At 71.7% G+C, this 14444-nt stretch carries 13 protein-coding genes; 6 read left to right on the top strand and 7 right to left on the bottom strand.

Translation table 11 applies throughout. From position 1 onward, the window contains the following. Window positions 1–16 precede the first annotated feature (16 nt). The 5 genes from ABZS64_RS35910 to ABZS64_RS35890 are packed head-to-tail and all read left to right on the top strand — an operon-like array spanning window position 17 to window position 5337. A complete protein-coding gene (locus ABZS64_RS35910) occupies window positions 17–1474 on the top strand; it encodes a hypothetical protein (protein ID WP_355838837.1) in 1458 nt (485 codons plus the stop codon). A 1-nt stretch (window position 1475) separates the two neighbouring features. Beyond that, complete coding sequence (locus ABZS64_RS35905; protein ID WP_355838835.1) at window positions 1476–2771, top strand: MFS transporter; 1296 nt, start codon at window positions 1476–1478, stop codon at window positions 2769–2771. 10 nt (window positions 2772–2781) lie between these two features. Continuing rightward, complete coding sequence (locus tag ABZS64_RS35900) at window positions 2782–3234, top strand: pyridoxamine 5'-phosphate oxidase family protein (RefSeq protein WP_355838833.1); 453 nt, start codon at window positions 2782–2784, stop codon at window positions 3232–3234. After that, on the top strand, window positions 3231–4025 hold the full coding sequence (locus tag ABZS64_RS35895) for a phytanoyl-CoA dioxygenase family protein (protein WP_355838831.1): 795 nt from the start codon (window positions 3231–3233) through the stop codon (window positions 4023–4025). Before ABZS64_RS35900 ends, ABZS64_RS35895 begins: the two co-directional genes overlap by 4 nt. A 40-nt stretch (window positions 4026–4065) precedes the next feature. After that, a complete protein-coding gene (locus tag ABZS64_RS35890; protein WP_355838829.1) occupies window positions 4066–5337 on the top strand; it encodes an ATP-grasp domain-containing protein in 1272 nt (423 codons plus the stop codon). On the opposite strand, the gene ABZS64_RS35885 is transcribed toward ABZS64_RS35890, so the two are convergent. The 4 genes from ABZS64_RS35885 to ABZS64_RS35870 form a co-directional block, all read right to left on the bottom strand. Further along, a complete protein-coding gene (locus tag ABZS64_RS35885) occupies window positions 5313–6854 on the bottom strand; it encodes an FAD-dependent monooxygenase (RefSeq protein WP_355838827.1) in 1542 nt (513 codons plus the stop codon). The two genes, ABZS64_RS35890 and ABZS64_RS35885, sit on opposite strands and share 25 nt — an antisense overlap. A 90-nt stretch (window positions 6855–6944) precedes the next feature. After that, window positions 6945–8174, bottom strand: coding sequence for a beta-ketoacyl synthase N-terminal-like domain-containing protein (locus ABZS64_RS35880; RefSeq protein WP_355838825.1), 1230 nt, complete (start codon window positions 8172–8174; stop codon window positions 6945–6947). Beyond that, on the bottom strand, window positions 8171–9436 hold the full coding sequence (locus ABZS64_RS35875) for a beta-ketoacyl-[acyl-carrier-protein] synthase family protein (RefSeq protein WP_355838823.1): 1266 nt from the start codon (window positions 9434–9436) through the stop codon (window positions 8171–8173). The genes ABZS64_RS35880 and ABZS64_RS35875 overlap by 4 nt, the downstream gene beginning before the upstream one ends. 49 nt (window positions 9437–9485) lie before the next feature. Next, window positions 9486–10307, bottom strand: coding sequence for an AfsR/SARP family transcriptional regulator (locus ABZS64_RS35870; RefSeq protein ID WP_355838821.1), 822 nt, complete (start codon window positions 10305–10307; stop codon window positions 9486–9488). Between the two features lie 414 nt (window positions 10308–10721). Between ABZS64_RS35870 and ABZS64_RS35865 the strand changes: the two genes are divergently transcribed. Next, the gene (locus ABZS64_RS35865) at window positions 10722–11711 is read left to right on the top strand and encodes an AfsR/SARP family transcriptional regulator (protein ID WP_355838819.1); all 990 of its coding nucleotides are present in this window, start codon (window positions 10722–10724) and stop codon (window positions 11709–11711) included. Window positions 11712–11753: 42 nt separating this feature from the next. Here ABZS64_RS35865 and ABZS64_RS35860 read toward each other — a convergent pair whose 3' ends face one another. The 3 genes from ABZS64_RS35860 to ABZS64_RS35850 form a co-directional block, all read right to left on the bottom strand. Continuing rightward, a complete protein-coding gene (locus ABZS64_RS35860; RefSeq protein WP_355838817.1) occupies window positions 11754–12359 on the bottom strand; it encodes a phosphopantetheine-binding protein in 606 nt (201 codons plus the stop codon). Between the two features lie 104 nt (window positions 12360–12463). After that, the gene (locus ABZS64_RS35855) at window positions 12464–13291 is read right to left on the bottom strand and encodes an AfsR/SARP family transcriptional regulator (RefSeq protein WP_355838815.1); all 828 of its coding nucleotides are present in this window, start codon (window positions 13289–13291) and stop codon (window positions 12464–12466) included. Window positions 13292–13711: 420 nt separating this feature from the next. Beyond that, on the bottom strand, window positions 13712–14335 hold the full coding sequence (locus tag ABZS64_RS35850) for a ScbR family autoregulator-binding transcription factor (RefSeq protein ID WP_355838813.1): 624 nt from the start codon (window positions 14333–14335) through the stop codon (window positions 13712–13714). Window positions 14336–14444 lie beyond the last annotated feature (109 nt).

Raw genomic sequence — 14444 nt, 5'->3', positions numbered from 1 at the left:
AAGGCAGTTGCTCGCCATGACGACCGACAGCACGAGGACAGACAGCAGGACGACGGACCCGGTGACGGCGGACCCGGTGACGAGTGACTTTGTGACGAGTGACCCGGTGACGGCGGCGTTTCTGCGCGAGAGCGCCGATACCCGCAGCCCCCTGCACACCGTCCTCGAAGAGATCAGCCTGCCGCCCGCGCTCGCGGCGGCAGCCGGCACCCGGCTGCTGCCCCGTCCGCTGTTCGCCCCGCAGCATGCCGTGGACCGCGCAGCCGCCGATACCGCGCGCCTCTTCGAGCTGATCACCTCGCTGCCGCAGCGGCTCTTCGACGGTGACCTGCAGGCCTACTGCCGCGCGCTCGGTATCGACGAACGCACCCAGAAGCTGATCACCCGCCTCGGCGGCGGGGCCCCGCCGATGTACGGCCGCACCGACATGAGCTTCGACGGAAGCCAGTTCCGGCTCCTTGAGTTCAATATCGCCAGCGAGCTCGGCGGCATCGACCGCGCGGGCACGATTCCCCGCCTGTGGGCCCGGGCCCCGGGATTCACCTCCTTCGCCGCCGAGCACGCGCTGGCCCACCTGGACACCGGCCGCCTGATCGCCGACACCCTGCGGACGGCGGCCCGCCCCGTCACGGGCGGCCGCACCCCGGTCGTCGCCCTGCTGGAAGCCCCGGGCGGGCTGGCGAAGTTCGGCGCCGTGTGGGAGGCGGTCGCCGAGCTGATGCGCGACGAGGGACTCGACTTCCGCGTGGGAGAGGTGAACGCAGTCCGCAGCCGCGGGAACCGGATCACCCTCGACGGCACCACGGTCGACCTGGTGCTGCGCTGCTTCAGCGCCGAGGAGATCCTTGCCGAGCCCGACGGTGAGGCCATGGTGGAACCCCTCTTCACGGCTCACGAGCAGGGCACCGCAGTGCTCTGGACGCCGTTGGAGTCCTATCTGTTCAGCAATAAGGGCGCACTCGCGCTGCTCTCCCGGCCGCACCTGCGCGATCGCTTCAGCGCCGAAGAGCTGGCGCTGATCGACCGGGTACTGCCGTGGACCAGGTCGCTGCCGCACCAGGCACGCACCGCCGCCCCGGACCTGTTCGCCCAGTGCCTGGCCCGTCAGGACGAACTGATCCTCAAACCCCGTGACCAGTACGGCGGTTCGGGCGTCGTGGCGGGCTGGGAGACGCCCGCGCGAGAGTGGCGGCGGGCTCTCGAGGCGGTCGACGCCTCGGGCGCCGTCGTTCAGGAGCGCGCCCTGACCCGCAATGAGCCCGTCCTCGATCCCGCCACCGGCCGCACCGAGAACTGGCGGACGGTGTGGAGCCTGTTCCTGACGCCGGAAGGGCACGCGGGCACCTACGCCCGCGCACTGCCCGCCCACGCGGGGGCCGTCGTGGGCATGGGCGCCGATCAACGGGCCTGCACCGCAGGCGTGTTCACCTATCCGGACCCGTCGGCGCGAGCCACCTCGACGGCGGGGGTGTGACATGACGCTGCTCCGGCAACCGGCGTTCCGCAGGCTGTGGGCGGGCCAGGCGGTCACCCAGTTCGGTACGCAGATCAGCATCCTCGCCCTGCCGCTGACCGCCCTGACGACCCTGAACGCCAGCGCCTTCGAGGTGAGCGCCGTACAGGCCGTCCAGGTCGCGCCGTACCTTCTGATCGGGCTGCCCGCGGGCGCCTGGGTGGACCGGATGCCGCGCAAGCCGGTCCTCATCACGGCCGACATCGTGCGCGCCCTGGTGCTGCTGACCGTGCCCGTCAGCCATGTGCTGGGTGTGCTCACCCTGGCACAGCTGTACGCGGTCGGACTCACGATCGGCGCGGCCACCGTGTTCTTCGACATCGCCTACCAGTCGTACCTGCCCGACATCCTGCCTTCCGACGACCTCGCAGAGGGCAACTCCAAGCTGGAACTGGCCCGTTCGGGGGCGCAGGTCGGCGGGCACGCGGTGGGCGGCTGGCTCATCGGGCTGCTGCGCGGGCCGGTGGCACTGTGCGTGGACATCTTCTCGTTCCTGTTCTCCGCCGTGATGGTGTGGCGCATCCCCGGCCGCACCCGCCCGCCGGAGCCTGCCGCGCGCACCGGCCAGCTCCCGTGCCGGGACATCATCCAGGGCCTGAAGTTCGTCAGGCACCACCGGCTGCTGGCCCCCATCACGATCACGTCGTGCCTGACCAATCTGTCGTACGCCATGGTCTCGGCCCTGCTGGTCACCTACGCGACCCGCCAACTGGGCTTCTCACCGGCCCGGATCGGCCTGGTGATGGCGCTCTCCAGCGCCGGCATGGTCGGCGGAGCGCTCGCCTCCCGGCACGCCGCGCGGCGGATCGGCACCGGGCCCACCATCGTCGCCGCCTCGATGCTGTGCGGGGCCGGACCGCTGCTGCTGCCCCTGGCCGGGTACGCGGCGCCCCACTCCCTGCTCGTCGATGCCCTGCTGGTGGGCGGACTGCTGATCCAGGCGGTCGGGGTCGTGGTGCTCAACGTCAACCAGGTGAGTGTGCGTCAGGCGGTCACACCACGGCCGCTGATGGGCCGGATGAACGCGACCGTGCGCTTCGTGTCCTGGGGTGCGCTGCCCGTCGGCGCCCTGCTCGGGGGCGCGCTGGCGCAGATGGTGGGACTGCACAGCGCGATGTGGCTCTCCGCCCTGGTGGGAGCCCCCGTCTTCCTCGGTCTGGCCCTCTCCGACGTGCGCCGCGTCGGCGCGGACGGCGGCCCAAGTACCAAGGAGCCCGGTACATTCGCCGCCGTTGCACAACCCCGCACACGACGATGAGGAGCACACCATGACCGATGCACCACCGCGCAGCCGGGAAGAGCGCCGAAGCGATGTCCTCAAGCGCTTCGAGAACGACGTCGACACCTGGGTGTCCACCGCTGACGGCGAAGGCGGCCCGTATCTGGTGCCGCTGTCCTTTCTGTGGGACGGCTCGTTCTTCTACATCTCCACCGTGCGCACCTCCCCCACCAGCCGCAACCTGCTGGCGGGCGGCCGGGTGCGGCTCGCGTTCGGCGCGACCCGCGATGTCGTCCTGGTCGAGGGCGTCGCCGCGCCCGTTCAACCGGACGACGTCGGCGCCGAGTTCGGGGACACGTTCGCGGCGAAGACCGGCTTCGATCCGCGCGAGCTGAAGACGCCGTACCAGTACTTCCGTATCAAGCCCCGGCACGTGCAGGCGTGGCGGGAGGTCAACGAACTGTCCGGGCGCGACCTCATGCAGGAGGGCAACTGGCTATGAGCCACAACGTGACCGATGCCGCCGTCGGCACCCTGGAGGGCAGCGGGTTCGTCCCGCTGCCCGGCCTGGTGCCGGCGGCGGGGCTCGCCCGGCTGCGCCGGGCCGCCGGGCTGCTGCGCGAGCGCGCCGCCCACCTTGAGTCCTCGGCGGGGGATTTCGTCCTGGAGGCGGCGGGCGTCGGCGGCTGGGTGGCCTGGCAGCAGGGGGATCCGCAGGTCACCGGGCTGCTCCGCTCGGTGAACCGGGCCCATCACTACGTACCGGACCTGGCGGCGCTGCAGGACGAACTGGATCTGCCCGAGGGCCTGGTGCCGCGCCTCGTGGGCGCGCCGGGCGTGCTGGTGAACTCCTTCCTGTGGGCCAAGCCGCCGCGACTGGGTTCGGAGAAGCCGTGGCACCAGGACATGGCGTTCGCGCCGGCCGGCTTCGACACCGACGCGCACAGCGTGGTCACTGTCTGGGTGGCGGTGGAGGCGGCGACCGAGGCGAACGGCTGCCTGCAGTTCATCCCGGGCTCCCACCGGCACGGCCTGTTCGCTCACCGCGGTGACAGCGAACGCCGCCCAGGCGAACCGCCCCTCGCGGACGCCGTGGAACCCCATGTCGATCCCGCCCGGGTGCTGCCCGCACCGGCCCCCGTGTCGGTGCCGCTGCCGCCCGGGTCCGCGGTCGCCTTCGACGGGATGATGCTGCACCGCTCCGCCCCCAACTCGACGGTGAGTGAGCCCCGCACGGCGATCAGCTTCGTCTACCGGGTGCCGAGGCCCGCCTGGTCCCACCCCGCCCGCTGAGGCGAACGGCCTCTCTGTCCTGACGTATCGGAGGAAGCGCATGCCCGTGAACACCATGAACGAGCGGGTCGCCGTCGTCGTCGACGGCTACTCCACCGGAGCGCTGTATGCGCCCGCCTTCGCCGCGTACGGAATCGGCACGGTGCACGTGGAGAACCGGGCGGAGCGCGCAGGCGCCTTCCGCGCCACGTTCGCCGCGGAGACCTACCGGGCGACGTATGCCTTCGAAGGCGACTGGGAGACGCTGCTGCGCTCACTGGGGCAGCACAGCGTGGGATGGGTGGCCGCGGGCACCGAATCGGGGGTGGAGCTGGCCGACGAGATCGCGGACGCACTCGGCCTCGACCGTCACAACGAGCTCTCCTCGTCGGCCGCGCGCCGGGACAAGCTGGAGATGCAGCGGGCGCTGGCCGCCGCCGGGGTGCCGATGGCCTGGCACGCCGCGGTCTCCACCGCGCAGGAGGCGTACGCCGTCACTGCAGAGCACGGCGGCGGGCCGGTCGTCGTCAAACCGCTGCGCAGCGCCGGTACGGACGGCGTGTACTGCTGCACCAGCGCGCAGGAGGCCGCGGGCGCCGCGGACAAGCTCCTGGGCAGCCGCAGCGTCTACGGCCAGACCAACGCGTCCGTGCTCGTGCAGGAATATCTGCAGGGAGACGAGTACATGGTCAACTGCCTCTCCGCCGACGGCCAGCACACCGTCACCGAGATCTGGCGCTCCGTCAAGACGCTGCTGGCGGGCGCGCCCGTGTACGACTACATCGACCTGATCGCGCCCCGGAACCCCGAAGCGCAGATCGTCGCCGCCTACGTACGAGAGGTCCTGGACGCTCTCGGGACCCGTTGGGGTCCCTCGCACACCGAGGTCATCAACACCGCCGACGGGCCGCGGCTGGTCGAGAGCGCGGCCCGCCCGCAAGGCACCATCGATGTGTCGGCGGTGACCCGGGCGACCGGCCGCAACCCGGTGGCCAACACGGTGCACGCCATGCTCGTCCCCGATCTGTACGCCTCGGGCGGGCTGGCGACCGCCCCGCTGGCCGAGGCCCGCGGGGTGAGCTTCATCTGCCCCAGCAGCGGACGGCTGCGCCGGGACCTCGACTGGTCCCGGCTGCGGGCTCTGCCCTCGTACCACAGCATGCTCGCACCGGCCGGACGTGCGGGTGAGTTCGTCCATCGCACCAGGGACCTGTTCACCCGGCCCGGCGCCGTCTATCTGATCCACCGGGACCGCGCGGTGGTCGAGCAGGATCACGCCACCATCCGGCAGTGGGAACGCGAAGGCTTCTACGACATCGACGAAGAGGACTGAGCAGCCGGGCGGTTCCCGTCGGCGCCGAACAGGTCGGTCCGTACATGGACCTGGGGGTGGCCGTACGCGATCCGCCCGGTGATCCGGGCGCCGAGCGGAGTGCGCGTGACGATCCGGGCGGCGCGGGCCCGGAGGAAGGCGGCCACTGGTCCTCCGTGGCCGAAGAAGGCCGCCGCCTGCATGCGCTGCATCCGCAGCACCGCATCGGCGGCGGGAGCGCGCACCTCCTCGAAGACGGCGAGGCGCCCCTGTGAGCAATCCCCGGCGGCGAGTGCGGCGACGAGCAGCGGATGCAGTACGGCGGCGTCCTGGAGGGCGAGGTTGATGCCCTGCGCGCCGAGCGGGCCGTGAGTGTGCGCGCTGTCACCGGCCAGCACGAGGCCGTCGCGTACCCACTGATCGGCCCGTGCGGCGAAGACGTCGAGCAGCGTGAGGTCGGACAGCTGCGTCAGATGGTCGCCGACGAGGTCGGCCAGGTGCGGCAGGGCGGCGGCCAGTTCACGGCGGATGTCGTCGATGCCGCGCGCCGCGGCCTGCTGCCAGCTGTGGTGCGGCAGCGTCCAGCCGATCCTCAGCCGGTCGGGCCAGCTGTCGTGGACGAGTACCGCGGTGGGTCCTGCCCGGTGCACCCGGACCCGGCCGGTGGCGCGGCCGGGTGCGGGCAGCGCGAACCACACCACGTCCTGGTCGAAGATCTCGGTGCGGCCGGCCGCGATACCGGCGAGCTGCCGGGTCTTGGAGAACCGTCCGTCGCAGCCGACGACCACCTGGGCCGCCACCGTGGTGCGCCGCCCGCCCGGTCCGCTCACCACGGCTCCCGCGCACCCACCGGGCCCGGGCCCGTCCCCGTCCGCCTCCAGGAGGCTGCTGATGCGGTGCCCGCCCAGGTAGTGGAAGCCGGGCAGTTGGAGGCAGCGGGCCAGCAGTTCGTCGAGCAGATGCCGCTGCGGGAGGGCGAGCAGCCGGTTGTACGGGGCCTCAAGGCGGCGGTAGTCGATGTCCAGGAGCAGCTTGTCCCGCTCCAGGACCTGGAAACCCTCGAGGGCCACGGCGCCGCGCCCACGGGCCGCCTCAAGCACCCCCAGCTGGTCCAGGATGCGCTGGCCGCCGGGTTGCAGGATCTCCCCGTGGAACTCGCGTCCTGTCGAGGGGGAGCGCTCCACCAGGGCGACCCTGACCCCGGACCGCAGGAGCATCAGGGTGAGAGCGAGGCCTGCCGGGCCCGCGCCCACGACCACCGCATCGGTGTGCAGGGTGTCCGTGCCACGGCCGGCCAGGGCCCGGTTGACGAGGTCGAGGTACTGCCGGGGCGTGTCGGCGCCGTCGATGGCTTCCTCGTCGAGGGTGAGCCCGAGCTCCTCCTCGATCCGGGCGGTGGTCTGCAGGATCGCCAGCGAGTCGTATCCGAGGTCGAAGAACGGCACGTCGAGCACGCCCTCGTCCAGGTCCGTGCCCTCCTCCTCCCCCGCGCACGCGCGCAGCAGGGCGGTCAGGTCCGACAGGTTGAACGGTGCCACGGTGGCCTCTCTTTCCTGAGTGCTCGGCACGCTCGTCGTGCCCGTGTGCAGGTGCGGTACGTGTGGTGCATGTCGGTGCCCGACGGGATCTCAGCCCGGGCCGCGGACCACGACGGCGGAGTTGAACCCGCCCCTGCCGCGGGCCAGGACCAGGGCGCAGCGCAGCACGCCGCCGCGCCGCGGCTCGCCGATCACCAGGTCCAGCGGGCAGTCCTGCGCGGTGCGCTCGGTTGCGGTGGTCGGCGGCACCACCTGGTCGCGCAGAGAGAACAGGGCGGCTGCCAGGTCGAGTGTGGAGCCGCCCGCGAGCAGTCGGCCGGTCATGGACTTGGGTGCGGTGACCGGGACTGCGTACGGGCCGAACAGTGCCGTGATCGCCTCGGCCTCGGCACGGTCGGCGTCCCGCTCGCCTGCGGCATCGGCGAACACCACGTCGATGTCGCCGGGGCTCACGCCCGCGTCGGCGAGGGCCAGGTCGGCGGCGGCGCGCAGCCGGGGCAGGGCCGGGCCGTCGAAGGTGGCCGCGTATCCGGCGATGGTGCCGTACCCGGCCGCTCCCCGGGCCCGTGCCGTCTCCGCGCTCTCGAGGACCATCAGTGCGCCGCCCTCGCCCAGGACATGCCCGCAGGCGTCCGGGGCGAACGGCCGGTAGGCGCTGTCGGGTTCGGCGACAGTGCTCAGGGAACCCGCCGCCAGGTGTGCGGCCCAGGCCCACGGGCACAGCGCCGAGTCGACGCCTCCGGCCAGCATGAGGGCTGTGCCGCCGCGCAGTTGGCGGCGGGCCTGCGCCACCGCGTCAAGGCCGCCCGCCTGTTCGGTGACGACGGCGCCGCCGGGGCCGTGCGTCTTGTGCCGGACGGAGAGCTGACCACAGCCCGCAGCGGGGAACCAGGCGCTCGCGTGGTAGACGCTGACGTGCCGTCTCCCCTGGCTCCACAGCGCCTGCAGCTCGTGCTGGCCGAATTCGAGGCCACCCGCGGAACTGGCCATGATGACACCCGCGTTGCTGCCGGTCAGCAGGGTGGGGTCGACTTCGGCGTCGGCCAGCGCCTCGGCGGCCACGGCGAGCGTGAGCCGGGTGACCCGGTCGGTGGCAGGCCGGAGCCTGCCGGGGACATGGTCCTCGTCGACGAAGCCGCGGATCTCGCCCGCGACCCGTACCGGATAGCCGTCGGCGTCGAACCGGGTGAGGGGTCCGATGCCGCTCTCACCGCGCAGTACGGCCGCCCACCAGGCCCGGGCGCCAAGGCCGTTGGGGGCGGCCACCCCGATTCCGGTGACGAGGGCGGCCCGCTGCCCCACCCGGGCGGGGGCGCTCATGGGGCCGCTGCCGGGCGCGGGCGGGTGAGCACCACGGCGCTGTGGAATCCGCCGAAGCCGCTGCCCACGCCGAGCACCGTGTCGGTGCGCTGCTCACGGGCGATCAGCGGCGTGTAGTCGAGGTCGCAGGCCGGGTCGGGGACGTGCAGATTGGCGGTGGGCGGCACCACCCCGTGTTCGATGGCCAGCGCGCTCGCACTCAGGTCCAGGGAACCCGCAGCGCCGAGCGCATGGCCGATCATCGACTTGATGGAACTGATCGGGATGCGGTGGGCGTACGGGCCGAAGCTCCGCTTGAGGGCCTCGGTCTCGTACTGGTCGTTCTGCCGGGTGCCGGCGCCGTGGGCATTGATGTAGTCGACATCGCCGGGGTCGATCCGCGCCTGGTCGAGCGCCGCCCGGATGGTCAGGGCCAGATCGTGACCGCCCGGACGCAGCCCGGTCATGTGGAAGGCGCTGCTGCGCTGGGCGAACCCGGAGATCTCGGCGTACATCCTCGCGCCCCGCCTGCGGGCGTGCTCGAACTCCTCCAGGATCAGTACGGCCGATCCCTCACCGAGCACGAAGCCGTCGCGCGTCAGGTCGAAGGGCCGCGAGGCGGTCTGCGGCTCGTCGTTGCGCCGGCTGGTCACCTTCAGGGCGTCGAACCCGGCCACGGTGATCGGGGCGATGGGCGCCTCGGTGCCGCCGGCGATCATGACGTCGGTGCTGTCCTCGCGGATCAGACCGGCGGCGTGCCCGATGGAGTCCAGACCCGAGGTGCAGCCGTTGGACAGCAGCGCGACCGGCCCCTGGGCGCCGCTGTCCAGCGCCACCTGGGCCGCCAGCGAGCTGGGCATGAGGTAGTCGAGCAGGTGCGGCACGGCCTTGGTGTGGTCGACGTGCCAGGTGGATCCGCAGTCGCTGACGACGGCGTACTCGGTGCTCAGGGCCGTGGTGCAACCTGCCGCGCTGCCCAGCGAGACCCCGGTGCGCAGCGGATCCCCCTCGCGGTCCAGGCCGCTGTCGGCGATCGCCTCACGCGCACTGACCAGGGCGAACTGGGCGGCCCTGTCGAGTCGTTGGGCCTCACCCGCGGTGAAGTGGTGCTCGGCCGGGTCGAAGTCGGCCTCGGCGGCGATGCGGGAACGGTAGGGGGTGGGGTCGAAGAGGGTGATGGGGCGGGTGGCTGTGCGGCCCGAGGTGAGCAGCGACCAGAATTCCTTGGTGCCCACCCCGCCGGGCGCGACCACACCCAGGCCGGTGACGACGACGCGCCTCATCGCCCCTCCCCCACCACTGCCCCGGCGCCGTCGGCGCCGTCCGGCGGGCTCACGCCGCGTACAGGTCGAAGGTCGATGAGCGCCTGGGGCCCGAGACGACGTCCAGCATCGGGTCGACGGCCAGGATCGCCTGGTGCAGCCGCTGCAGTTGCGGCGAGGGCTCCACGCCCAGGTCCTCGATCAGCCGGCGGCGCAGCCGGCGGTAGACATCGAGCGCGGAGGCCTGCCGGCCGGAGCGGTAGAGCGCCACCATGGCCTGCGAATGCAGGCCTTCGTGCTGCGGGTGACGGGCAATCAGATCAGTGAGCTCGGCGATGAGTTCACCGTGCCTGCCGAGCCGCAGGTCGGCGTCGATACGGCGTTCTCTGGCGACCAGGCGGCTCTCCTCGAGCCGTGTCACCTCGATCTCCAGGATGGGTCCGACGCGTACGTCGACCAGCGCCGGCCCCTCCCACAGGTCGAGCGCTTCGCGCAGGCAGCGCGCCGCCGCGTGGTCATCGCCCTCTTCGAACGCGTCCTGGCCCTGGGCCACGAGGCTCTCGTACTGGTGCACATCCACCGCGTCGGACGGGATCTGCAGGAGATAGCCGCCGTAGCGCGTGGCGAGCACGTCTTTCGCCGAGCCGGGCGCATCGGGCCCCATGGCCGTGCCCAGCCGCCTGCGCAGCTGCAGTATGTACGTCTGCAGGGTGGTCAGGGCGCTGGGTGGGAGCTCCGTGTTCCATATCTCCTCCATGAGGGTCGGAACCGGCATGACCCGCCCCGGGTACAGGGCGAGCAGAGCCAGTATCTGGCGGGGCTTGCCGGCGGTCGGAACGATCGAGACTCCGTTGACCTCGGCACTCAGTGGACCCAGAACCTTCATCTTCACGATTTCCTCCGCACCTGGCCGGCCTCCGCCGTTTCGAGCCGGTATCCGGGTCGTCGATGCTGTCGTCTCGCGGGACTCCTTGTCCTTTCCACACGAGCTCTGGACGAGAAGCACCGTAACCGCGTTCGACCGCGGTCTCCGTCACACTCCGCTGCTTTTCGAGCAGTTCTCCGGCGGGGCCACCGACTCCGTTTTCAGGCGCCGGGCGCATGCCCTGAATGAGACTCAAGAATCCTTTCACGGCACGTTGAGCAGCGCTGGTGCCGCTCCCGGCCACCGCGCGCGGCAACTATGGTCCGTACGTCGAGGAGTTGCACGTCACCAATTCCAAGAAACCCGCGGGCGGATCACCGGACGGAGCCTTCGTGGAATTCGGCACCCGGCTTCTTTTCTTCTGCGAGAGGAGGGGGAGAGATGGAGTTTCGCATCCTCGGTCCGGTGGAGATCCATGACGAGCGCACCGGTGTGCGCATCGTTTTGACGGGCGCCAAACAGCGGGCCCTGCTGGGCGCGCTGATCGTGAAGCGGGGGCAGGTGGTGTCGGCGCACCGGCTCATCGACGAGCTGTGGGGGCACACCCCGCCGGCGAACGCGACCAACGCTCTGCAGGCCCATGTGATGCGGCTGCGGCGGCTGTTGCCGGTGCCCGGGCCGGGGTCGGGCGAACCGCACCACGAGTGGATCGTGACCCGCTCGACGGGCTACGTACTGCGCGCGGGCCGGGCAGGCACCGACGCCGGGCAGTTCCACCAGCTGGCCACCGAAGGGCGCGCTCGCGCCGTGACGGATCCCGAGCAGGCGGCCGGCCTGCTGCGCCGTGCGCTTGCGCTGTGGCGCGGAGCGGCGCTGGAGGGCGCCGGGCGCGGGGACATCTGCTCGGCCGAGGCCGCGCAGCTGGAAGAGGGACGGCTGACCGTGCTCGAGACGCTGTACGACGCCTGTCTGCGCGCGGGGCGGCACAGTGAGATCACCGGTGAGCTGGAGGAGTTGACGGCCGATCACCCGATGCGGGAACGCTTCTACGATCTGCTCATGACGGCCCTGTACCGGTGCGGACGGCAGGCGGAGGCCCTGAGTGTGTACGACCGGGCGCGCAAGCGGCTGGTGCACGAGCTGGGGGTGGAGCCGGGACCCGCGCTGCGTGGCCGGATGGAGGCGATCCTTCACCACGATCCGGGGCTGGACGCGCCGTCCTACCGCGAACAGGTCGCCACCGTTCACCGGCTGCCCAGCTCCGTCAACGAGGTCGGCTCGGCGGCCGGGGCGGGCCTGGGGGCGAGCGTGCTCAGCCTGAGCGACGAGATCGACCGGCTCCGCAGTCACGTCGAGCGGCTCTCGCGCGAACAGCAGCATCTGATGCACCGTTTCGACCAGTTGACCGCCCCGCCCGCGTCCGGACAGTGAACGGGCCGCCCGCGGGCGGACATCCACGGCGGGCCGGGCAGCTCACCGCGCCCGGGCAGCCGACGGCCCCGGGGCCACGTCGGCGGCGCTCGCGGCGATATGGGCCGACAGGGCGGACAGGCTCGGGTGCTCGAACAGGACGGCGGGCCGCGCCTGAAGCCCGTAGGCGCCGTTGACGAAGGCGAGGAACTCGGCACTGAGTACCGGGTCCAGACCCAGGCTGCGGAAGGTGGCTTCGGTGTCGATGTCGAAGACGTCGCAGCACAGCGTCTCGGCGAGCTGCTCACGCAGTACCTTCAGGACGACGGCCCTTCCCTCATTCGCCCGGCCGGTCGTGGGCCTGTCAGCCTGGACAGGCCTCGGCTCGGGCACGGCCCGCTCACCGCGCAGCCTGGGTGAGGGTGTGCCCGCCAGTTGGGCGGCGATATGCCGGGCGAGGGCTGCGGGCGTGGGGTAGTCGTCGAGTTCGGCGACCTCGATGTCGGATCCGCAGGCGGCGTTCAGCAGCGCAACGAACTGCGCGCCCAGCAGCGCATCGAACCCCAACAGCCAGAAAGTCTGCTCCAGTTCGATGTCCGCCGGCTCCCGGCACAGCAGCCTGGCAAGCACCTGTGCCGCCTGCCTGCGGACGCGCTCCTCAACGGCCACGGACGGCGCCTCCCGTCCCTGTTCCTGCTGGAAGGGAGAGCCGTCCTGGGCACAGGGCACCGGCGTCGTCCGGGCTCATCGTGCGGGCGCTGGGGCGCGTGCCGTCAGCGCACGCGGGCCGGCACGCGCGTGCCTCGTCCCGGGCCCCCGGATGCCGGGGCGTCGGGCTGGGTCATCAGGATGGAGCGCTGCAGCCGCCCGAGTGCGGCCGACGGCTCCAGGCCCAGCTCACCGACGAGGGTGTTGCGCAGCCGCTGGTAGACGTTCAGGGCCTCGCCGCGCCGCCCCGAGCGGTGCAGGGCCAGCATGAACTGCCCGTGCAGGGACTCGTGCGTGCGGTACCGGCTGACGAGCACGGTCAGTTCGGAGAGCAGCTCGCGGTGGCGTCCCAGGCGCAGGTCGGCCTCGATCCGCTGATCGAGCGCGCAGAGCCGGGCCTCCTCCAGCCGCTCGATCTCCATGGCGATCTGACTGCCTGCCTGTACGTCGGCCAGGGCGGGCCCCGACCACAGCGAGAGGGCGTCCTGCAGCCTCGCTGCCGCCTGGGAGTAGTCCTCGGCGTCCATGGCCCGGTACCCGGTACCTGCGCGGCGCTCGAACTCCCGGAAGTCGACGGTGCCGCCCTGGGTCTCCAGGCGGTAGCCGCCGGGAAGCGTGACCAGGACGCTCTTGGCGTTCCGCTGCTCGTCGGGAGCGCCGGCCAGCGCCTCTCCGATGAGGTCACGCACCTGCAGCACATAGGTCTGCAGAGTGGTGCGGGAGCTGCGCGGCGGATTCTGCCCCCACAGCTCGTCCACCAGCAGGGAGACCGGGACGAGTTGATCGGCGTTCAGCGCGAGCAGGGCCAGAACCTGCCTGGGCTTGGGCGCGGAGGGCGCGATCGACCGTCCCTTCTCCCGCACCGACAGCGCCCCCAGCACTTCGATGTTCATGTTTCTCCCCAAAGTCGGGCATGCAGGGTCAGGCATGCGAACTCACCGCGTCCGCCCCCGCAGATGCGGTTGCGGCACCTGCCGTACACGAACGATACGATTAAAAAACAGCACGGTCGGTTTGTCAATGCTGGAAGGGAGGCTTCCGCAGCCTCCTGCGGACGACGGCTGACGGTCGGTTTCCAGCCGACGCCGACCCACGCGCACAACCCCCCCATCACGGCGCCACGCGGGCGGTGGTGGGGGTGTGGACCCGGTAATACCGGGCAGGCGGCGAGGCTGTCCGGCATCCCGGCTGCGTACACGACAAGCCACCCGGGCGTGAAACCGAGGCCCGCCGCACGGACCCCTCTTCGACCATGAAACAGACCGCCGAGACGGTTTAATGCAAGGTGAACATGACGAGTGCCGTAGGTGGCGCTACGGCCGGGGCGCACCCTCGGCCATCAGTCCGACGAGCACCGGCGCGACAGCGAGCCGGGGCAGCAGCAGCTCCCAGAACCGGGTGACGGTGGGCGCGGAGCGCCACACGGGGTCACGGGCGCCCAGTACCTCGAAGCCCACCGTGGCAGCCACGACGGCGGTGACCACGTCCTGCGGGGCGACCGTATGGTGCAGCTCTCCGCCGCCCTCGGCCCGCTGGAGAGTCCGGGCGACCCACTTCTGCCAGTGCAGGCGCAGGTCGTGCCCGGGCTCGCCGGCAGCGGCGCCGCTCAGCTCGAAACCGGCCCGCAGCACGACGTCCTCGCCGAGGCCGCGGATGAGCCGGTGCGAGGCGTTCACCAGCAGCTGCAGACTGCTCACCGGCGCGGCCTGCTCCTCGACCGCTGTGATCCCGTCGAGGCGCTGCTGGGCGGCCGCCTCGACGGCACCGGCGAGTTGGGCCTTGGTGGCGAAGTGGAAGTGCAGCGCGCCGGTACTCACCCCGGCGAGGGAGCAGATCGTGCTGAGCGCGGCCACCGTGAAGCCTTCACGGTCGAAGACCTCGGCCGCCGACCTGATCAGCGTTTCACGGGTACGCGCCGCACGTTCCTGCTTGACCATCGAACTGCTCCGTCACTGCGGGGGGTTGCCGTGTTTGCGGGAGGGCAGGTCGGCGTGCTTGGTGCGGAGCATGGCGAGGGATGCGATCAGCACCTCGCGGGTCTCGGCG

The organism is Streptomyces sp. NPDC005408 (assembly GCF_040606445.1).
GTDB lineage: Bacteria > Actinomycetota > Actinomycetes > Streptomycetales > Streptomycetaceae > Streptomyces.
The sequence above is the reverse complement of the archived record's forward strand: the minus strand, read 5'-3'. Positions and strand labels throughout refer to the sequence as shown.